Raw genomic sequence first — 19523 nt, forward strand, 5'->3', positions numbered from 1 at the left:
GTCCCTGGCCTCAGCCCGTCCGGACCACGGCGACCGTGCAGCGCGCGTGGTGCAGCACGCCCCTGCTGACCGAGCCCAGCAGCGCCGAACTCAGGGCTGCGCGCCCGCGGGAGCCGACGACCAGCAGGTCTGTTTCCTCCGACGCCCGGGTGAGTGCCTCGACGGCGTCGGCGTACCGGATGTCCTCGATCACGGTGACGTCCAGGTACCGCCGCTGGAACGGCTCCAGGCACGCCCTCACCATGTCCTCGCGGGCGACACGATCCGCGCCCGCCTCGTGCGGCAGCTCGGTCCCGAACGCCTGGACGGGCCGCCGCCACGCGTGGACGGCCCGCAGCGTGCTGCCCCGCAGGGAGGCCTGCTGGAAGGCGTAGGCCAGCGCCGGCGTGCAGCCGGGTGAATCGTCCACGCCCACCACGATCTGCCCGTAGGCCGGCCGCTGCCCGCCATGGACCACCACGACGGGCGCCTCGGCCTGACCGGCGACGTGGTCGCTGACCGATCCCAGCAGTGCGCCAGTGACCGCGCCGAGCCCCCTGCTGCCGATCACCACCTCGACGGCCGCCTTGCCCTGTTCGCGCAGGATCCGCGCGGGCGGCCCCTCCTCCAGCACGGCCGTCACCTCGACGCTGGGCTGGCGCTCGTGCACCAGCGCCACCGCCTCGTTCAGCGCCCTCTGACCGGCACGGCGCAGCCGGTCGGGCCGATCGGCGTCCGGGAACTTCGCGATCTGGTACGGCTGCCGGTCCACCGCGCAGACGAGCCGCAGCGGCTGGTGCATGCGGAAGGCGTCATTGGCGGCCCACGCCACGGCGGCACGCGCCGGCACGGAGCCGTCGACCCCCACAACAATCATGGCTTCCTCCTTCGTCACCACCATCCGACCGCAGTCGCGAGGCGACGTGCAGGGCCGGAGGTCCCAGCAGCCTCAGGTCCAAGGACCGCAAACCGACGCCGGGGGCTCCAGGACCTTGAGATCGGGGCCTTCGGGCATGCGGCGGGGGTCCTCTTGCCCTGCTCGCCCCGTTCGGACGCGGCACGGTGGCGGGCAAGGACAGGACGGCCTCGCCGAGGAGTTGAGCCGAGATGCGCACGTCGGTTCCGCGCGGCGGCTCCATGCCTCCGGCTTTCCTCTCGTCGGCTGATCGTGGCCGCCGACGGCTCCGGCGGTCTGATGTCCGCACATGCCGACGCCCACCTCCGGTCTGCCGGAGGTGGGCGCGGGCTCGTTCGCACTACTTCAGCCAGGCGTGCCGCTGGAGGATGGGCAGGTTGCCCAGCCCGAGCGTGGTGCCGGCGCCGGCGAGGCGAGGCCGATCAGGACGATGGAGTAGATGATGTGGTCGTCCATGAAGGGATTGTTGGCCAGGGGCAGTTCGGCGGCCCACATGAGGACCAGCATCGCGGTGCCGGCGCCGGCGGCGACGCGGGTGCCGATGCCGAGGATCAGGGCCAGGCCGATGCCGAGCAGGCCGGCCATGAACAGCCAGTCCACCCACGCCTGACCCGCCAGGGCCGAGAAGAAGCCGCCGAGCGCGTTCTCCCCGGTGCCCTTGAGGAAGCCGGTCGTTGGGCTGCCTCCGTTGATCCAGGCCTTGGCCGCCGGGGTGGCGAAGCCGAAGCCGAAGGTCTTGTCCAGGAACGCCCACAGGAAGATCCAGCCGATCGAGATCCGGGCCGTGGCCCAGACGTAGTCGACGGGACGGCGGGCTTGCGCGGCACCGGTCTGCATGACGGGCCTGCTGATGGTGGCGGCCATGATGGCCCCTTTCGAGGGGTGATTCGCCGTTTCTGTGTCATCTCCAGCACATCGCTTGCGCGGCTCGGGCAGCAGTGCCGGAGGGCCTTGGGCGCAGGGACCTTCGCCCCCTGCCGCTCAGGAGTGGTCGTTGCGGGGCCGGACCACCGCGACCGGGCAGGTCACGTGATGCAGGACGCCGTGGCCGACCGAGCCCAGGACCGCCGAGGCGAAGCCGCCTCGCCCGCGCGAGCCGACGACCACGAGGTCAGCCGTGGCGCCCGCCCTGGCCAGGACGCCCACCGGGTGCCCGGACAGCGTCTCGTGGGTGATGTCGACGTCGGGATTCTTCTCGCACCAGCGTGTCAGATGCTCCGCCACGGTCCGGGACTCCTCCTGGTAGACCTCCGCCATGAGGCTGTTCCAGGCGGTCAGGTACGGCGAGAAGACCGGTGTCTGCCAGGCGTGGAGCACGTGCAGGCGGGCCCCGTGAGCCCGGGCGTGCTCGACGGCGTACTGCATGGCGGCCTCGGCGTGCTCGGAGTTGTCGTAGCCGACGACCACGCGGCCGTGCCGGGCACTGTCGGAGGCCCGTACGATCACGACCGGGCTTGTGGCGTGCCCCGCCACGGCCAGGCTCACGGAGCCGGCCAGCATCCCGGCGAGCTCGCCGAGCCCCCGGCTGCCCAGGACCACGCTGTCGGCGGTCGCGGACTCGGCGAGCAGCCGATCGACCACCGTGCCTGCCAGCAACTCCGTAGTGACCTGGATGCCGCCCGCCGTTTCGCGGGCCAGGTCGGCGGCGGTGGTCAGCGTGGTGGCGCAGCATCCTCTCGCGTGTTCTCCCGGCCGTTGCTCGCGGACATGCACGATGCGCAGGCTCAGGTGCCTGCGCTCGGCGTCGGCCGCCGCCCATTGCACGGCGGCTTGCGCCGCTGGGGATCTGTCCGCTCCTACGATGATGTGTCCGGCCATCTCGCGTCCCTTTCGCTCTGCTGGCTCACCTCCAACGTCGCCTTGGAGGGTGATCGGCGCCCGGGGAGGAAGTCCCGATCGACAGCGCCATTGGTCCTTCACCAAGGGGAGGTGACGGCCATGCGCCTGCCCTTCGGTGTCAGCCTTCGCGACGGTGGCCGACGAGGGCGAGCACGCCGGTCAGCAGCAGGGCGGGGATCAGCAGGTCGAGCGGTTCGGCGTACGCGACTCCTGGGACACCCGCCTGCGCGACGAAGTAACGCGCCATCAGGTAGTTGAGCTGGTACGCCCCGACGTAGACGCACGTCGCGACGCCCAGCGCGTACCCCCAGGCGGTGCGCCGCCACAGCAGCACGCCCGCCAGCACCAGGGTGGGCACGACCATGGTCAGGTCGAGGGCCATGCCCAGGTGGACCTGCGCCTGCGGCAGCGGCAGCACGTCCATCGGAGGTGCCCCCGTGACGGCCAGGCGGACGAGCGACACGCCGTACATGCCGGTCAGTGTGACGGCCAGCAGGAGCAGCAGGCCGCCGACCCAGCGCATCGCCGTGCGCGCCCGGGTGGTGAGGTCCAGGTCGGTGAGCGCCAGCCCGAGCGACGCGGCCGACAGGACGACGATGGCGACATGCACCAGGAACAGGTCGGTGAAGGCGGGGTCGTAGACGTAGTAGGCGTAGTTGTAGATCGAGTACCCGAGCATGCCCGCCCAGACCAGGTCACCGCGGGCGGAGCCCCTTACCGAGGCGGTGAGCGCCACGCTCAGGAGGGGCACGCCCGCGACGAGCGTCGCCATGTCGTTGCCGCGGAATCTGGCGATGAGCGCTGTGGGGCCGGAATAGAGCCCTTCGTCGAGCAGACCGGCCGAAGCGGCCACGACGGTGAGGACCGCGACGAGGCCGCTCAGCCACCAGGCTGCGCGCAGTCGCGGGCCGGGACGGGTGCGCGGCGGCCGGGTGAGGGAAACAGGCGTTGTGTCCATCGGGACACCTCCCTGATGGCTTCACTGCGACACTTCCACTCGAGCTGAAGCCTGCACAGAGGCGTAAGCCCCGGGTGGAACGGCCGAAAGCCGGGGCCGCCGGCCTGGTCAGTGCACGACGGCGACGGGACAGGGCGCGTGGTGCACCATGGCCTGGCTGACGGAGCCGAGGAGCAACCCGCGGACCTCCCCCAGGCCCCGCGCGCCGACCACCAGCAGGCAGGCCTTGCGCGCCGCCTCGAGCAGCGCCCGGCGCGCGGGCTCGTCGACGAGCTCGACACTCGCCTGGAGGCCCGGTTGGGCGCGCTGCCGGCCGATCAGCTCCTCCCAGGCGAGTCCCTGGGCCTGGATGCGCAGTTCCAGCGTGTCCGCTTCCCTTTCCCGCTCGCGGTGCGCGATCACGGCGTGGACGGGGCTGCCGAGCCGGTGCGCCTGCGTGGCGGCGAAGCGCAGCGCCGCCTTGGACGCCGGGGAGCCGTCGAATCCCACCAGGACCTCGCGGGCGCCGCGTTCCTGCGGGTCGCCGCGCATGACGATCACCGGGCAGCGGGCGTGGGAGGCGACATGGCTGCTCACCGATCCGGCCGCCATGGCGTGGAGCGCGCCGTGCCCGCGACTGCCTACCACGATCAGCTCGGCGTCGGCGGACAGGTCGGTCAGGAGGGCGGACGGGGAGCCGCGGCCGGTCAGCGTGTTGACCGGGAGGCCGGGATGGTGCCGTCCGGCCCAGGCGGCCGCGGCCTTGACCAGCCGCCGGGCGGGACGGAGCACGAGCTCGAGCGGCACCAGCTCGCCGGGCCACTCGTGGTGTGGCCAGTCCCAGGCGTGGCACACCGTCAGCGGCACGCTTCTGCCGGCGGCCTCCGCGGCGCCCCAGCGCAGGGCCTGCCCTGCCTGCGGGGATCCGTCGTAGCCCACGACCACGCCGAGCTCGTCCCTGTCCATCGCCGCCTCCGCCGGGTTCGGTGTGCTCTCACACTCCCGCGGGCGGGAGCCCGCCGCTCAGAGGCGTCTCTCCTGTGTGCGGGGGACTTTGGTCCTCGTCACAGGGGGATCTCCCAGCACAGCCGCGTGCCGCCCTCGTCGCGGGACTCCAGCCGGGCGGTGCCGCCCAGCCGGCCGGCCCGTTCCTCGATGTTGCGCAGGCCGCTGCGGCGTCCCTGCTCGCCCACGCCGACCCCGTTGTCCGTGACCACCAGGGTGAGGGCGGCGTTGCCGACCTCGATGGACACCTCGGCGCGGGTGGCGTGGGAGTGGCGGACCACGTTGGACAGCGCCTCGCGCAGCACCGCCAGCACGTGCTCGGCGGCCGGCTCGGGCACGAGGGTGTCGAGCTGCCCCTCCATGCGCAGTCCAGGCATGAACCCCAGGTGGCTGCCCGCGCCCTCCACCAGGTCCACGATCTGCCCGCGCAGGCTCTGGGTGGCGTCGTCGTGGGAGCCTTGCAGGGCGAAGATGGACGAGCGGATCTGCCGGATCGTCTCGTCGAGCTCGTCGATGGCGTGCTGGAGCCGTTTGGCCGCCTCGGGCCGCTCCACCAGCCGGACGGTGCTCATGAGCGTCATGGCGGTGGCGAACAGCCGCTGGATGACGACGTCGTGCAGGTCTCTGGCGATGCGGTCGCGGTCTTCGAGCAGGCCGAGCCGTTCGGCGTCGCGGCGGGCCTCGGCGAGCTCCAACGCGATCGCGGCCTGGCCGGCGAAGGCGCGCAGCATCTGCTGGGCCGCCCCGCTGAACGGCAGCCGCCCGCTCCGCTTGGCCATGACGAGCACGCCGCGGATGGCGGGTGCGGCGCCGAGCGGCACCACCAGGACCGGCCCGTAGCCGAGCCGGCTGAGAGGGGAGCCGGGGTAGGGGGCGCTCTGCAGGTCGGGGCTGGACAGCGGCTCGCCCTGGGTGAAGGCGTCGCCGACGAGCGTGCCGGTGATCTCGACGGTGTCGCCGAGCACCTCGTCCGCGCCCTCGCCCTCGGCGACCCGGACCACGAGCGACTGCTTCGTCTCGTCCGGCAGCAGCACCTCGACCAGGTCCGCGTCGCTCATGTGGCGGGCGTGGCCGGCCACCACGGCCAGCACCTCGCGCGGGTCCGCGCCGGACAGCAGGCTCGTGGTCACCTCCGCCGACGCCTGCAGCCAGGTCTCCCTGCTGCGTGACTCCTCGTACAGGCGGGCGTTCTCGACGGCGACGCCGGCGGCGGTGGCCAGGGCGATGACGACGGCCTCGTCCTCCTCGTCGAACTCGCCGCCGCCGCGCTTCTCCGTCAGGTACAGGTTGCCGAACACCTCGTCGCGCACCCGGATCGGCACCCCGAGGAACGTGCCCATCGGCGGGTGGCCGGGCGGGAACCCGTAGGACTCGGGGTGGTCGGAGATGCGGCTCAGCCGCAGCGGCCGGGCGTCCTTGATGAGCAGGCCGAGCAGGCCGAGCCCGTGCGGCCAGTGCTCGATGCGGGCGATCTCCTCCTCGGTGAGGCCGACGGGGATGAACTGCAGGAGCGTGTTCTCCTGCCCGACCACGCCGAGCGCGCCGTAGCTGGCGTCCACCAGCGTGGTCGCCGTCTCCACGATGCGCCGCAGCACCGTCTCCAGGTCGAGGTCGCTGCCGACCGAGACCACGGCCTCCAGCAACGCGTGCACCCGGTCCCGGGTGGCCAGCACGGCGTTCAGCCGCACCTGCAGCTCCGCCAGCAGCTCATCGAGGCGCATCTGCGGCATCAGCGGACTGTGTTCATCCTCCACGCCGAACAGTGTCGCATCCGGACAATGAGCCGCCTACAGACGATCACACGGACGGGCCACGGGCATCAGGGACCTTCGGCCATTCCGAAGGGCACCCGGTGAAGGGCTTCCGTCCCTACGACGGCGCCACCCGGGGCGGTGCGATGGGAACGGATCGGAAGGAGGGTCCATGATGCGCACCACGGTGAAGGACGTCATGACCACCCGCGTGGCCTCGGTCGAGGCGGGCACCCTGTTCAAGGAGGTGGCTGAACTCCTGGTGGAGCGCGGCATCAGCGCCGCGCCCGTGGTGGACGGCGAGCAGCGGGTCCTCGGTGTGGTGTCCGAGGGGGACCTCATGCGCAAGGAGGAGTTCCGGGAACAGTACTGCGGCGAGAGCTACCGGCCGCCGCTGCGCGCCCGGTTGCGCCGCCGCATGGCGGGCCAGACCGCGAACAGCAGCGGGAAGGCCAGCGGCCGGACCGCGGCGGACCTGATGACCGCGCCCGCCGTCACCGTCCCCGAGTCCGCGTCGATCTCCCGGGCCGCCCGCGTCATGGACGAGTGCGGCGTCAAGCGGCTGGTCGTGGTGGACTCCGAGGGCAGGCTGCGCGGCATCGTCAGCCAGCGTGACCTGCTGCGGATGTACCTGCGCGACGACGACGAGACCAGGCGGCGCGTCGTGGAGGGCATCTCGCCCCAGGCTCGGTGGAACGACCGGGAGGGCATCCTCGTGGAGGTGCACAACGGCATCGTCACGCTGTCCGGGCACACGCGCAAGCGCAGCGACGCGGACGCCGCCCTGCGGTCGGCCCGCCACCTGGAGGGCGTCGTGGACGTGCGGGAGACGCTCAGTTGGCGCGAGAACGACCTCCTGGAGGTTCCCGTCGCCTGGGACCGCCCGTGAACGCCCCCGAAGCGGGAATCAGGCGGCCCTTCGCCGGGCGTTCACGACGGCGAGGGCCGCGAGCCCTGCGAGCGTCCAGGCCGTCACCACGGCGAGGTCCGTCCACGGCCACGGCCGTCCAGCCGGATCCAGCACGGCGAGGACCGTGTGGGAGACGTGCTTGAGCGGGAAGACGTCACCGATCGTGCGCAGCGCTGCGGGAAGCTCTCCCCCGATGACGAAGACGTCGGAGACGAAGGTCAGGGGCAGGAAGGTGCCGAGGATGATGGCGTTGACCGTCTGCTGCCTGACCCTGAAGGCCACCACGAGGGCGGTGGCGATGGTGACCAGCAGCGCGGTGGTGAGGTGGCCCGCGTGGTAGGCCCAGCGCGGCAGCGGCGTGCCGGCCGCTGACCGGCCAGCAGCGGCAGGGGAGACGGACGGCCCTGGGGGCGTGGCCGCCGCTTGCGGGAGGCGGGTGCCGCCGCCGTGCGCGCGGGTGCGCGTTCCCAGCGGAATCGCCACACGGCCAGGGCCGCGCCGCGATCCCCCAGGCCGCCAGCACCGCCAGGTGGTCGGCGAACAGGCCCGGTCCGGGCCGAAAGGTCCTTCTACGGGGCCGTGAGGCGGAACACGGGGATCTGAGCGGCGATCTTGTGGAAGTCCTCGAGCGGCGCGTGCCGGTCCACCGGGATGTGCGGTCGCGCGCCCGGTGCGAGGGCCAGGTAGCGGCGCAGGATCGGGGCACGCTCGGCGGGCTCGACCTCGACGAGCCGGACGCTCGTGCGCCGGCCGTGCCGCAGCACCGCCCGGTCACCGTTCGCGCGCAGGTTGAGCACCCAGTTGGTGTGCTGTCCCAGCATCGCCACCAGGTACCGCTCTCCTCGGTGGTCGGCCATCACCAGGGGGAAGGAGATGATCCGTCCCGTCCGGCGTCCGGGCACCTCCAGGGTCACCAGGCGGGGCACCAGGCCGCTGGAGTGCACCACCGTCCAGGACCGGTTCATGGCGCGGGCCAGGCGGTTGGGGCGGCCACCGCGGTACATCCACCGGAGCCAGCGTCCGGAACGGCGCGTGTCGGATTTCATGATTTTCTCCTCAGCTCGCCCAGGCCCGCAGGCCGTGGGATCTTCCGTGGCCGCGCAGCCTGCTGAGCGACTCCTTTTCGATCTGGCGGACCCACTGCGGGGTCAGCCCGAACTTCTCGGCGATCTGCCGGGGCGTGTGCGGGTCGTGTCCACCCAGCCCGAACCTCAGCCGGACGATCAGGGCGTGCCGTGGTGCGAGCCCGTCCACGAGGCGATCGAGCACCACCTTCAGCGCGCGCTGCTCGACCAGGTGGTCGATGGCCGGGGTGCGGTCGTCCTCCACCAGGTCGCCGAGGGTGTAGGGGTGGCGTTCCTCTCCCGCCTCGACGTCGAGGCTGGCGCAGGGGCCGGGCAGCTGCCGCAGGTAGGCGAGTCTCGTGGGTTTCTGCCCCAGCTCCTCGGCCAGTTCCCGCTCGGTCGGGACGCGTCCGAGCCGGTGCAGTGCCCGTACTTCCGCTTGGGAGATCTTGGCGAGCTCGTCCTGTACGGCGATGGGCAGCCGCACCGTGGGCGCCTGTTCCAGGCCGCGCTGGATCGCCTTGCGGATCCACCAGGTGGCGACCGTGCTGAAGCGGTTGCCCCGTTTGTGGTCGAAACGCTCGACGGCCTCGATCAGGCCGAGGTTGCCGTCCTGGATCACGTCCGCCAGCGACATGCCGCGGTGCGCGTACCGCTTGGCGATCGACACCACCAGCCGCAGGTTCGCCTCGATGAGCTGCCGCCTGGCCGCCAGGCCGTCGGCGACGGTGTCCCGCAGCCCCTGCTCGGCGGCGCCCTGCCGGATGCGATGGGCGGCGCGGGCGGCCTTCTCCATCCGCCGGCCGAGCGCGACCTCCTCGGCGGCGGTCAGCAACGGTGTGCGGCCGATGCGTGTCAGGTAGTCGCCGACCGGGTCAGCTCCGGGGTTCATGCTTCCTCCTCCGTATCCCTTCCAGGACACTCTGGAGATCGCCGCCCGCCCAGCGCCGTTGGGCCTCGCGCCGGTGGACCTTCGCCGGTCCAGTTCCGGGACCTTCGTCCTTTCGGCGCCGCCGCGGCTTAGGTAGCGTCGAACTCATGATTCGTGTGTTCCTGCTCGACGATCACGAAGTCGTCCGCCGGGGTGTCGCCGCCCTGCTGGACTCCGAGGACGACATCGAGGTGATCGGCGAGGCGGGCACCGCCGAGTCCGCTCTCGCCCGCATCCCGGCGCTCAAGCCGGACGTGGCGGTCCTGGACGTGCGGCTGCCCGACGGGAACGGCGTGGACGTGTGCCGCGAGGTGCGCTCCAAGCTGCCAGGGCTCGCGTGCCTGATGCTGACCTCGTTCGCCGACGACGACGCGCTGTTCGACGCGGTCATGGCCGGAGCCGCCGGTTACGTGCTCAAGCAGATCCACGGCTCCGACCTGGTCGGCGCCGTCCGCACGGTCGCCTCCGGGCAGTCGCTGCTCGACCCGCAGACCACCGCCGCCATGCTGCAGCGGCTGCGCGACCAGGCCGCCAGGAAGGACCCCCTCGCCGCGCTCACCGACCAGGAACGCCACATCCTCGACCTCATCGGCGAAGGACTCACCAACCGGCAGATCGGCGAGCGCATGTTCCTGGCCGAGAAGACGGTCAAGAACTACGTCTCCAACCTGCTGTCCAAGCTCGACATGCAACGCCGCACCCAGGCCGCCGCCCTGGCCGCCCGCCTGCGCGCCGACCGCAAGCAATGACGGTCAAGCAGGTGACAACCGCGCCGCCGCCACCGCCGCCTGCCCGTAGCTGATGCCCGCGTCGTTGACCGGCACCCGCTGGCCGAGGTACGGCTCGAAGCCCGCCGCCGACAGCCGGGCCAGCACGTCGACGGCCAGCAGCCGGTTCTGAAACACCCCGCCCGCCAGGCACACCTGGGTGACGTCGTGCTCGGCGGCGGCCCGCTCGCACAGCAGCACCGTGACGGCCGCGACGGTGGCGTGGAAAGCGGCGGCGATCCGGCCCACCGGCTCACCGTCGGCCTTGGCCTCCACCAGGTCGCGCAGCGTGGCCACCCCGTCATACACCCACAGCCCGTCGCGGCGCTCCAGCCGCCAGGCCAGCGGCTCCACCCCGGGGAAGCCGCCGGCCGCCTGCTCCAGCCGAATGGCGGCCTCGCCCTCGAAACCGTTCACCTCGCACACACCCAGCAGCGCCGCGGCCGCGTCGAACAGCCGGCCGGCGCTGGAGGCGACCGGACAGTTCACCCCGCGCGCGATCATGCGGGCGATGACCTCCTGCCCGGGCAGGTGGCCGGGAGCGGACCCGGTGCTGAGCTCGCCGCCGAGCAAGTAGCCGAGAGCCATCCGGGCGGGCGTGCGCACGGCCGCCTCGCCGCCCGGCATAGGGGCGCGGGAGAAGCGGCCCAGCCGCCGGTAGCCGCGGTAGGAGGCCAGCAGCAGCTCCCCGCCCCAGAACGTGCCGTCATCGCCCAGGCCGAGCCCGTCGTAGGCCACGCCGAGAAACGGCGCCCGCAACCCGTGCTCCGCGGCGACGGCCGCGACGTGCGCGTGGTGGTGCTGGACGGCGATCCGGCTCGGCCAGCGCCGCGCCAGGCGGGTCGACAGGTAGCCGGGATGCAGGTCGTGCGCGGCGTGCAGCGGCTCGATGCCGTGCAGCCGGCTGAGGTGGTCGAGCGCCTCGTCGTAAGCTTCGAGCGTCTCGGCGTCGGACAGGTCGCCGATGTGCGGCCCGAGCACCGCCTGCTCGCCGTCGGCGAGGGTGAAGGTGCTCTTCATCTGGGCTCCCACGGCCAGCAGGGGCGGCGAGGCGGCGGGCAGGCGCAGCAGCGCGGGGGCGAGCCCGCGGCCGCGCCGGAGCGTGATCGAGCTCCGGCCCAACGAGCGGATCACCGAGTCGTCGTAGCGGGCCACGATGGGCCGATCGTGGGTCAGGACGCCGTCCACGGCGAGCCCGGAGACCTCGCCGGTCGGCATGGGGCTGCCGGCGTGGTTGGCGCTGGTCACCACGAGCGGGCGGCGCAGCGCATCCAGGAGCAGATGGTGCAGGGGCGTGTACGGCAGGAACACCCCGAGGTCCGGCATGCCGTGGCAGACGCCGGCCGACAGGACGCCGTGCCGTCGCGGAGCCAGCACGATGGGCGCGGACGGCGCGGTGAGCAGGGCGCGGTCGGCGTCCGACAGGTCGGCCAGCGCTCCGGCCGTGATCGTGTCGCGCACCATGACCGCCAGCGGTTTGCCGTCACGCGCCTTGATCTCGCGTACCCGGGACACGGCCTCGTCGTTGATGGCGTCGCAGACCAGGTGGAAGCCGCCCAAGCCCTTGACGGCGACGACACCGCCGGCCGCGATGACGTCGCAGGCGGCCCGCAGCGCGGCGTCACCCGTCACGGCCTGCCAGCGCAGCCGGGGGCCGCAGGACGCGCACGCGATCGGCTCGGCGTGGAAGCGCCGGTCGGCCGGGTCGTGGTACTCGGCCGCGCAGGCCGGGCACAGCTCGAAGCCGCGCATCGACGTGCGTGCCCGGTCATACGGCAGGCTCTCGATGATGGTCGCCCGGGGGCCGCACGCCGTGCAGTTGATGAACGGGTAGCGGTGGCGCCGGTTGGCCGGATCGAACAGCTCGCGCAGGCAGCCGGCGCAGGTGGCCAGGTCGGGCGGGATCTCGGCGCGGGTGCCGGGTGTGAGGTCGCTCTCCATGATCTGGAAGCCGGGCCCGTGCTGCTCCGGCGCCCCAGGGGTGACTCGTACGTCCCGGACGCGCGCGGCGCCGGGCGGCCGGGTGCGCAGGCCGGCGACGAACTCCTCCAGCGAGGCCGGGGTGCCGGTGGCGGAGATGACCACGTGCCCGCCGGCGTTCCTGACCTGTCCCCGGATCCCGATGGCGGTCGCCAGCCGGTGCACGAACGGCCGGAAGCCGACGCCCTGCACGATGCCGTGCACCTCGATGTGCCATGCCGCGTCCACGACGGCGTTCCTACATCAGCGGCGGGACGACGATGAGGTCGTCGTCCTCGGCGGCCAGCTCGCCCACGACGTCCACCACGCCCTCGACGTTGCGGACGGCTTCGACGAGGGCGATGGCCTGCGATCGCCGGCGCACCTGCCCGCCGAGCTTCACCATGCCGGCGTCGATCTCGACCGTGAACGGGCCGGGCTGCGGCAGCAGGGCGCGGATGTCGGCCTCGAGCTCGCCGGCGGGGCGGGTGAAGACGCGCAGCACGTCCCGCTGGTGCAGGGTGCCGATGACTTTCCCCGTGACCGGGTCGATCACGGGCAGCTGCTTGATGCGCTGGGTGTGCATCAGGCGGGCCGCGTCGCGCACGCTGGTGCCCGGGGTGACGGTGATCGCCGGGGAGGTCATCAGCTGGGACGCCGTGACCGCGGCGGCCTTCTCGTGCTCGCGCCGCTGCTTGCGGGACTCGAACAGCGACACGCTGTGGCGTACCGTGTCGATCTCCTTGAGCAGCAGGTCGTCCTCGGAGACCACGCCTATCGGGCGGCGGTCGGTGTCGACGACCGTGACCGCGCCGACCGCGAACCGCTTCATCGCGGCCACGACGTCCGCGAACGACGCGTTCGCCAGCACCGCGATGGCCACGCGTCCCATGACGTCCTTGACTTCGATCGACATGATGTCCACCTCTCCTTCGCCTTCAGGCTCCCGTACGGCGGCTGACGCGGTCAGCGGCGAACGTCCCCGATGACCAGGACGAAGGTCCCGCGCCGTCAGGCGCGGACCACGGCGACCGGGCAGCGGGCGTGGTGCAGGACGCCGCGGCTGACCGAGCCGAGCAGCGCCGCTCCCAGGGTTCCGCGCCCGTGTGAGCCGACGACGAGCAGGTCGGCCTGTTCGGACGCCGCGGTGAGGGCGTCCGCCGGGCGCGCGCAGGGCGCTTCCTCGACGACCGTCACCCGCGGGTGGTCCTGGCCTGCGGCCGTGACCCGGTCGCGGACGGCCTGGTGCTGTGCGACGCGGACCTCGTCCAGGTCGTAGGGGGCCTCGGGGGCGTAGGCGTGCACCGGGAGCTGCCAGGCGTGCACGACCCTGAGCGACGCGCCGCGCAGCTCCGCCTGCTCGAAGGCGTAGGCCAGGGCGGGCTCGCACTCCGGCGAGTCGTCCAGCCCCACGACGACCTCGCCGTGCACGGGCCGGTGCTCGGCGCGCACCACCACGACGGGGCAGCTCACATGCCCGGCCACGTGGGCGCTCACCGAGCCCAGCAGCGCGCTGGACAGCCCGCCCAGTCCGCGGCTGCCGACCACCAGCTCCGTCGTGTCGCCGGCCTGCTCGCGCAGCACCTCGGCGGGCGTGCCCGTCAGCTCGCGCGTGCTGACCTCGGCGGCCGGCTGCCGCTCCCGGACGAGAGCCTCCGCCTCGCGCAGCACCCGCCGCCCCTCCTTGTGAACCGAGTCCGGCAGGACCGCGTCGGAACGCTTGCCGACCAGGTACCACGACGTGTCTGTCACGTGCACGACGCGCAGCGGCACGTGCCTGCGAGCCGCGTCGCCGGCCGCCCATTCCACGGCGGCGCGTGCGGTCACGGATCCGTCAGCTCCTACGATGATCATGATTTTCTCCTTCGTCACCTCTCATCGGATGTCATGCGTGTCCGCGTGGCGCAGGGCCGGAGGTCACCTGCGCGAGGAACGAAGGGCCTCTGGCTGGGGCGGTCCGGGCGACGGGCCGGGCAGGGCGGAAGGGAGACGCCGGCGAGGATCCGCGCGGGAATACCGGGCCCTGGGTCGCTGATCTCGCAGCGAAGAACGCCGTCCCCGCGTCACAGGCTCAGCCTGCCTCTGCCGCCGTGCGCCACGGCGTTGACCACGCCTTCGTTGACCGTGAGGAGGAAGTCGTCGAGGCGGCCCCATCCAGTCCCCGTTCGCGCGCCGCGTGCAGGAGCACGCGGCGCGTGTGCTTCAGGCAGGTCTCGTCGAAGCGCAGGGTGATCGCCGGAAGGGTTCTCATGGGAGCGTCAGGCCATCCGCTGGGCCATCTCGACGAGCCGGTTGGCGTAGCCCCATTCGTTGTCGTACCAGCCGAAGACCTTGACCAGGTCGCCGCTCGCCTGGGTGAGGGCGGAGTCGAACACGCAGGAGGCGGCGTCGCCGATGATGTCGCGGGAGACGAGCGGGTCGGTGCTGTAGCGCAGGATGCCGTGCAGTTCGTCCCGGGCGGCCGCGGCGAAGGCGTCGTTGATCTCCTGGGCGGTGACCGGGCGGGTGAGCTGGGCGGACAGGTCGGTGATGGAGCCGTCCTCGACGGGGACGCGGATGGCGATGCCGTCCAGGCGACCCTCCAGCTCGGGCAGGACCTGGCCGACCATGTGGGCGGCGCCGGTGGTGGTGGGCACGATGTTGACGGCGGCCGAGCGGGCGCGCCGCGGGTCCTTGTGCGGGGCGTCGAGCAGCATCTGGTCGCCGGTGTAGGCGTGGATGGTGGTCATGAAGCCGCGAACCAGGCCGAAGCGTTCGTGCAGCACCTTGACCATGGGGGCGACGCAGTTGGTGGTGCAGGAAGCCAGCGAGACGATCTCGTGGCGGGCCGCGTCGTAGGCGGCGTCGTTGACGCCGGGGACGATGGTGGCGTCCAGGCCCTTGCCGGGGGCCGACAGCAGGACCCTGCGGGCGCCTGCCTTCAGGTGGGCCGCCAGGGCGTCCTTGGTGCGGAAGCGGCCGGTGGCGTCGATGACGAGCCCGACGTCGTGGGCCCGCCAGTCGATCTGGGCGGGGTCGGCGCAGCCGCTGACGGCGATCTTCCTGCCGTCGACCTCGAGCAGGCCGGTGGCGGCGGTGACGGGCAGGCCGAGCGGCCCGTACGTGGAGTCGTGCTTGAGCAGGTGGGCCAGCGCGGCCGCGTCGGTGATGTCATTGATCACGACGATCTCCAGGTCGGTGCGGAGCGCGCGGCGCAGGACGGCCCTGCCGATCCTGCCGAATCCGTTGATCCCGATTCTCATGTCTTCATCGTGCGGCGCTCACGGCTGGCGGGTCAGAGGCCACGGTCCCGGGTGCGAGGGACCTTCGGCCCCTTGCCGGGTCCGGCCTGCGAGGGCGCCCGCCGGACGGGAACGCGGCAGGGCCGCGGTCCCCGTCCACCGGACCCGCCCACCAGGTCAGCCTGTCGTGACGGGGAACGAGGCCGCCAGGCTCTCGCCCCACCGCCTGGCCCGCTCCAGCTCTCCCGCTACCAGCGGCCCCTCGGTCCCGGTGACATAGAAGCTCTGCGCCGGCGCCATGACCTTGACGCCGAGGCGGCGCAGACGCCTGGAGATGCCGCGGGCGGCAGAGCCCGGCAGACGGGGCTTGGCGACGCGCGTGTCGAACGCGGCAGAGGCGAGCGCGGCCGAGGCCGTGGCCAGCGCCGCCAGCCACTCGCGCACGCCGTCTCCCCGGGAGACGAGCGGCTGCGTGCTCTGCTGGGCGGCGGAGCGGCGGGTGGAGGCCCGGCTCATGGAGAAGGCGTGTGTCGGCCCGCCCACCACGAGCAACCCGACCTCCGGCCCGACTTTCGCGGGCGCCGAGCCGACCTCGACCACCTCCGTACGCAGGCGGGTGGCCAGCCCTTCGGCGATCGCCTCGGCGATCTGCTTGGTGTTGCCGAACATGGATTCGTACACGACCAGCGCGTCCATCACGCGCCTCCCATCGGGTTGTCATGAGGCAGGACAGGTTCGAGGTGGAACATCCCGGTGACCACCTCGCCGGGCTCCGTGGCGGGCCTGCCCCGGGGCACCGGTTCGTGGCCGAGCAACGCCCGGACGGGGCGGCTGGACTGCTCCTGCGGCCCGCCCGACCAGGACGCGGCTCATCACCTGCCCTGCGGTCAGCGTCTCCACGGTCATGATCTCTCCTCACTGACTGGCCGGACCACCGCATCCAGACAGGCCAGTCATCCGGGCTCTGTCCGCAGCGGCCCATTCCGCTGCCGTGCTCGCCGACGTGGACCCGTCCACACCGGCCACGAGGTGACCGGCCATGATGCCGCTCCTTCGTACGTCGGTCTGTGATCTCCACCGTCCCGGCAACGGGGTCCCGGCGCCCGGGGACGAAGTCCCGAAATCGGCGCCGTTGGTCCTCGGCAGGTCGTGGTCATCAAGAGGTGTGCAGGTCGAGCATGAACGCGGCGGCAAGGGCGGGAGGGCAGGGCCAGGTGCCGGCACAGGCGACGCAGGCGTGCTCGCCATCTGTCCGGTGCAGGCCCAACGCGTCGGCGGCTCGCACGAAGTACGTTTCGCTCAGCGGATCGTTCGTGACGCGTGTCGAACTCAGGAGAACGGCCATGTCAGTCACCTTCAACTCGTACATCGTCTTCTGGTGACCTCACCTTCTCTCCGGCCGGCGCGGGCTGCCTGAGGCGAACGACCCGGAGCCCGTGTGGCTTAGGTCACATTCGCGCGTTGATGGAGAGGTTGCCATGGGTCCGCGGCCTGCTCCTTCGGCCCGCCGGATAACGGCGTGGCTGACCATGCCGTACGGCCCGGGGCCGACGGACCTTGGTCCTGCCCGCAAGCGCATCCGCATCGACGCCGCCGGCTTCCAGCTGATGGTCGCCGGCGGGGTCGGCACTGCTCGGTCCGGTCAGCCCTGCTTCGCCCAGTCGCCCAGCACCCAGTCGCGCACCTCGGGCAGGTCTTCGAGGTGTTCGACCACGTACGCCTGGTGCTCGGCGAGCTTGCGCTCGCACCACGCCATCAGGTCCGTGGCGCCGCGCGGCAGCCGCTTGGCGTTGTTGATCGCGTCCATGACGAGGTGGTAGCGGGAGGCGCGGTTGCGCACCGTCATGTCGAACGGCGTGGTGGTGGTGCCCTCCTCGACGAAGCCGCGCACCCGGAACCGGTCGGCGTCCGGGCGGCCGTGCACGAGCTGGTGGATCGCGCCCGGGTAGCCGTGGAAGGCGAACACGACATCGACGGCGTCGGTGAACAGCTCGGTGAACAGGGTGCCGCTCATGCCGTGCGGGTGGTCCTTCGGCCGCGGCAACGTCATCAGATCGACGACGTTGACCACCCGTACCCGGAAGCCGGGCAGCCGCTCCTTGAGGATCTGCGCCGCCGCGACCGTTTCCATGGTCACCACGTCGCCCGCGCAGGCCAGCACGATGTCCGGGTCGCCGGCGCCGTCGTCGGTGCCGGCCCAGTCCCAGATCCCGGCCCCGCGGGCGCAGTGCTCCACCGCCTCCTCGATGCCCAGCCACTGCAACTGCGGCTGCTTGTCGATGACGATCAGGTTGATGTACGAGCGCGAGCGCAGGCAGTGGTCGGCCACCGACAGCAGGCAGTTGGCGTCCGGCGGCAGGTAGACGCGGGCCACGTCGCCGCGCTGGGTCAGCACCACCTGGATCAGGCCGGGCCCCTGGTGGGAGAAGCCGTTGTGGTCGTTGCGCCAGGCCGTCGAGGTCAGCAGCACGTTCAGGCTGGGCACCCTGGCCCGCCACGGCAGCCGGCTCGCCTCCTGCAGCCACTTGCCGTGCTGCACCGTCTGCGACGCGCTGACCATCGCGAACGCCTCATACGTGGCGAACAGGCCGTGCCGGCCGGTCAGCGCGTAGCCCTCCAGCCAGCCGTGGCAGTTGTGCTCCGACAGCACCTCCATCACCCGCCCGTCCCGCCCGATCGCCACGTCGTCGGCGGTGACGCGCTCGGCGAAGGCCCGGCCGGAGACCTCGAACACGGCGCCGAGCCGGTTGCTGGTGGTCTCGTCCGGGCAGAACAGCCGGAAGGTGTCGGGGTTGTCGCGGTAGACGTCGCGCAGCAGCTCCCCGAGCCGCCGGGTCGACTCGGCCCGCGTGCGCGCCGGTTTCGGCACTTCGAGGGCGTAGTCACGGAAGTCGGGCAGGGCCAGGTCGCGCGTCAGCAGGCCGCCGTTGGCGTGCGGGCTGGCACTCATCCGCAGCTCACCCTCGGGCGCCAGCGCGCGCACCGGCTCGGTGGGCGCGCCGGTGGCGTCGAACAGCTCCTGCGGCCGGTACGAGCGCAGCCAGCGCTCCAGCATCGCCAGGTGCTCCGGGTTGTCGCGCACCCCCGACAGCGGCACCTGGTGCGAGCGCCACGTGCCCGCCATCCGCACGCCGTCCACCTGCTCCGGGCCGGTCCAGCCCTTGGGCGAGCGCAACACGATCAGCGGCCAGCGCGGGCGGGTACCGTCCCACTCGCCGGTGCGGGCCAGGTGCTGGATGGTGCGGATCTTCGCCCACGCCTCGGCCAGCGTCGCCGCGAAGCGGTGGTGCATGCCCGGCAGGTCCGCCCCCTCCACTTCCAGCACCTCGTAGCCGTGCCCCGCAAGCAGGCTCCGCACCTCGGCCGGGTCCTTGCGGGACAGTACCGTCGGGCCGGCGATCTTCGCGCCGTTGAGGTGCAGGATCGGCAGCACGGCGCCGTCGCGCTCCGGGTTGAGGAACGACACGCCCTTCCACGACCCCTCCAGCGGCCCCGTCTCGGCCTCGCCATCGCCGACGACCGCCACGGCCAGCAGGTCGGGGTTGTCCATCACCGCGCCGAAGGCGTGCACCAGCACGTACCCCAGCTCGCCGCCCTCGTGGATCGAGCCCGGCGTGGTCACCGAGACGTGGCTGGGGATGCCGCCCGGACTGGAGAACTGCCGGAACAACCGCAGCATCCCGGCCTCGTCCTGGCCGACGTGCGGGTAGATCTCGCTGTAGGTGCCCTCCAGATAACCGGCGGCCACCAGCGCCGGCCCGCCGTGCCCCGGCCCGGCCAGATAGATCGCCTGCTGGCCGGTGTGCCGGATCAGCCGGGACACGTGCGCGTAGATCAGCGACAGGCCCGGGCTGGTGCCCCAGTGGCCCAGCAGCCGCGGCTTGATGTGCCGCGGCTCCAGCGGCTCGCGCAGCAGCGGATTGCCCTGGAGGTAGATCTGGCCGACGGTGAGGTAGTTGTTCGCCCGCCACCAGGCGTCCAGCTGCTCGACCTCCCTGCCCTCCGGGGCGGCCAGCCTGCGCAGCAGCTCCTCGTCGACGGCCTTGCGCACCTGCTCCTGCGAAACCGCGGTCATGAGCACGTTCCCTTCCGTTGGTGATGGGGCGGGCAGCCCGCACCATGAGATCCCGGGCGCCGCACCCGCCAACAGGGCCGGAAGTCCTGACGATCGCGGGGCCAAGGGCCACCCGCTGGAGCGGGCACGCGCCGTCGATGGTGAAGGGACAAAAGGCCCTGTCCGATGG

General features: G+C 72.3%; 17 protein-coding genes and 1 pseudogene. 2 read left to right on the forward strand and 16 right to left on the reverse strand.

Translation table 11 applies throughout. The annotated features are described in order from the left end of the window. Positions 1 to 10: 10 nt before the first annotated feature. From KIS93_RS57045 to KIS93_RS57070, 6 genes and pseudogenes are all read right to left on the reverse strand, one after another. Positions 11 to 856: a universal stress protein gene (locus tag KIS93_RS57045; protein ID WP_080039430.1), complete on the reverse strand. Its 846-nt coding sequence runs from the start codon at positions 854 to 856 to the stop codon at positions 11 to 13. A gap of 379 nt (positions 857 to 1235) precedes the next feature. After that, positions 1236 to 1759: pseudogene (locus KIS93_RS57050) on the reverse strand (hypothetical protein). Between the two features lie 117 nt (positions 1760 to 1876). Further along, the gene (locus tag KIS93_RS57055; protein ID WP_080039432.1) at positions 1877 to 2713 is read right to left on the reverse strand and encodes a universal stress protein; all 837 of its coding nucleotides are present in this window, start codon (positions 2711 to 2713) and stop codon (positions 1877 to 1879) included. Positions 2714 to 2852: 139 nt separating this feature from the next. After that, the gene (locus KIS93_RS57060; RefSeq protein WP_155127629.1) at positions 2853 to 3692 is read right to left on the reverse strand and encodes a hypothetical protein; all 840 of its coding nucleotides are present in this window, start codon (positions 3690 to 3692) and stop codon (positions 2853 to 2855) included. A 108-nt stretch (positions 3693 to 3800) separates the two neighbouring features. Beyond that, the gene (locus tag KIS93_RS57065) at positions 3801 to 4637 is read right to left on the reverse strand and encodes a universal stress protein (RefSeq protein ID WP_080039434.1); all 837 of its coding nucleotides are present in this window, start codon (positions 4635 to 4637) and stop codon (positions 3801 to 3803) included. A gap of 98 nt (positions 4638 to 4735) precedes the next feature. Next, positions 4736 to 6406: a sensor histidine kinase gene (locus KIS93_RS57070; RefSeq protein WP_080039435.1), complete on the reverse strand. Its 1671-nt coding sequence runs from the start codon at positions 6404 to 6406 to the stop codon at positions 4736 to 4738. Positions 6407 to 6599: 193 nt separating this feature from the next. Here KIS93_RS57070 and KIS93_RS57075 point away from each other — a divergent pair, with 193 nt between their 5' ends. After that, on the forward strand, positions 6600 to 7316 hold the full coding sequence (locus KIS93_RS57075) for a CBS domain-containing protein (protein WP_080039436.1): 717 nt from the start codon (positions 6600 to 6602) through the stop codon (positions 7314 to 7316). A gap of 18 nt (positions 7317 to 7334) precedes the next feature. Here the strand turns inward: KIS93_RS57075 and KIS93_RS57080 are convergent, their stop codons facing one another. The 3 genes from KIS93_RS57080 to KIS93_RS57090 form a co-directional block, all read right to left on the reverse strand. Next, positions 7335 to 7820: a hypothetical protein gene (locus KIS93_RS57080; protein ID WP_080039437.1), complete on the reverse strand. Its 486-nt coding sequence runs from the start codon at positions 7818 to 7820 to the stop codon at positions 7335 to 7337. An 86-nt stretch (positions 7821 to 7906) separates the two neighbouring features. Then, entirely contained in the window at positions 7907 to 8383 is a 477-nt protein-coding gene (locus KIS93_RS57085) for a nitroreductase family deazaflavin-dependent oxidoreductase (protein ID WP_222108076.1), read from the reverse strand. A 10-nt stretch (positions 8384 to 8393) separates the two neighbouring features. Beyond that, complete coding sequence (locus KIS93_RS57090; RefSeq protein ID WP_080039438.1) at positions 8394 to 9293, reverse strand: sigma-70 family RNA polymerase sigma factor; 900 nt, start codon at positions 9291 to 9293, stop codon at positions 8394 to 8396. 146 nt (positions 9294 to 9439) lie between these two features. Here KIS93_RS57090 and KIS93_RS57095 point away from each other — a divergent pair, with 146 nt between their 5' ends. Continuing rightward, on the forward strand, positions 9440 to 10081 hold the full coding sequence (locus tag KIS93_RS57095; protein ID WP_080039439.1) for a response regulator transcription factor: 642 nt from the start codon (positions 9440 to 9442) through the stop codon (positions 10079 to 10081). A gap of 3 nt (positions 10082 to 10084) precedes the next feature. Here the strand turns inward: KIS93_RS57095 and hypF are convergent, their stop codons facing one another. The 7 genes from hypF to KIS93_RS57130 all read right to left on the reverse strand — a co-directional run bounded on the left by hypF (position 10085) and on the right by KIS93_RS57130 (position 19354). Then, on the reverse strand, positions 10085 to 12307 hold the full coding sequence (gene hypF / locus KIS93_RS57100; protein WP_080039440.1) for a carbamoyltransferase HypF: 2223 nt from the start codon (positions 12305 to 12307) through the stop codon (positions 10085 to 10087). A gap of 10 nt (positions 12308 to 12317) precedes the next feature. Further along, positions 12318 to 12974 (reverse strand): CBS domain-containing protein, encoded by a 657-nt coding sequence (locus KIS93_RS57105; protein ID WP_080046814.1) that lies wholly within the window; start codon positions 12972 to 12974, stop codon positions 12318 to 12320. Between the two features lie 95 nt (positions 12975 to 13069). Next, complete coding sequence (locus KIS93_RS57110; RefSeq protein ID WP_080039441.1) at positions 13070 to 13912, reverse strand: universal stress protein; 843 nt, start codon at positions 13910 to 13912, stop codon at positions 13070 to 13072. Between the two features lie 404 nt (positions 13913 to 14316). Next, positions 14317 to 15300: a type I glyceraldehyde-3-phosphate dehydrogenase gene (gene gap / locus KIS93_RS57115; RefSeq protein ID WP_080039442.1), complete on the reverse strand. Its 984-nt coding sequence runs from the start codon at positions 15298 to 15300 to the stop codon at positions 14317 to 14319. Between the two features lie 156 nt (positions 15301 to 15456). Then, entirely contained in the window at positions 15457 to 15975 is a 519-nt protein-coding gene (locus KIS93_RS57120; protein WP_080039443.1) for a flavodoxin family protein, read from the reverse strand. 460 nt (positions 15976 to 16435) lie between these two features. Beyond that, positions 16436 to 16624 carry a hypothetical protein gene (locus tag KIS93_RS57125; RefSeq protein WP_155127632.1) on the reverse strand — a complete coding sequence of 63 codons (189 nt, stop codon included), beginning with the start codon at positions 16622 to 16624 and terminating at the stop codon, positions 16436 to 16438. A gap of 297 nt (positions 16625 to 16921) precedes the next feature. Next, a complete protein-coding gene (locus KIS93_RS57130) occupies positions 16922 to 19354 on the reverse strand; it encodes a phosphoketolase family protein (RefSeq protein WP_080039445.1) in 2433 nt (810 codons plus the stop codon). Positions 19355 to 19523 lie beyond the last annotated feature (169 nt).

The organism is [Actinomadura] parvosata subsp. kistnae (genome assembly GCF_900323885.1).
Classification (GTDB): domain Bacteria; phylum Actinomycetota; class Actinomycetes; order Streptosporangiales; family Streptosporangiaceae; genus Nonomuraea; species Nonomuraea composti.

Coding starts and splice junctions, on each gene's coding strand:
- KIS93_RS57045 (WP_080039430.1), bottom strand. CDS start 856: ATGATTGTTGTGGGGGTCGACGGCTCCGTGCCGGCGCGTGCCGCCGTG.
- KIS93_RS57055 (WP_080039432.1), bottom strand. CDS start 2,713: ATGGCCGGACACATCATCGTAGGAGCGGACAGATCCCCAGCGGCGCAA.
- KIS93_RS57060 (WP_155127629.1), bottom strand. CDS start 3,692: ATGGACACAACGCCTGTTTCCCTCACCCGGCCGCCGCGCACCCGTCCC.
- KIS93_RS57065 (WP_080039434.1), bottom strand. CDS start 4,637: ATGGACAGGGACGAGCTCGGCGTGGTCGTGGGCTACGACGGATCCCCG.
- KIS93_RS57070 (WP_080039435.1), bottom strand. CDS start 6,406: ATGCCGCAGATGCGCCTCGATGAGCTGCTGGCGGAGCTGCAGGTGCGG.
- KIS93_RS57075 (WP_080039436.1), top strand. CDS start 6,600: ATGATGCGCACCACGGTGAAGGACGTCATGACCACCCGCGTGGCCTCG.
- KIS93_RS57085 (WP_222108076.1), bottom strand. CDS start 8,383: ATGAAATCCGACACGCGCCGTTCCGGACGCTGGCTCCGGTGGATGTAC.
- KIS93_RS57090 (WP_080039438.1), bottom strand. CDS start 9,293: ATGAACCCCGGAGCTGACCCGGTCGGCGACTACCTGACACGCATCGGC.
- KIS93_RS57095 (WP_080039439.1), top strand. CDS start 9,440: ATGATTCGTGTGTTCCTGCTCGACGATCACGAAGTCGTCCGCCGGGGT.
- KIS93_RS57105 (WP_080046814.1), bottom strand. CDS start 12,974: ATGTCGATCGAAGTCAAGGACGTCATGGGACGCGTGGCCATCGCGGTG.
- KIS93_RS57110 (WP_080039441.1), bottom strand. CDS start 13,912: ATGATCATCGTAGGAGCTGACGGATCCGTGACCGCACGCGCCGCCGTG.
- gap (WP_080039442.1), bottom strand. CDS start 15,300: ATGAGAATCGGGATCAACGGATTCGGCAGGATCGGCAGGGCCGTCCTG.
- KIS93_RS57120 (WP_080039443.1), bottom strand. CDS start 15,975: ATGGACGCGCTGGTCGTGTACGAATCCATGTTCGGCAACACCAAGCAG.
- KIS93_RS57125 (WP_155127632.1), bottom strand. CDS start 16,624: ATGGCCGTTCTCCTGAGTTCGACACGCGTCACGAACGATCCGCTGAGC.
- KIS93_RS57130 (WP_080039445.1), bottom strand. CDS start 19,354: ATGACCGCGGTTTCGCAGGAGCAGGTGCGCAAGGCCGTCGACGAGGAG.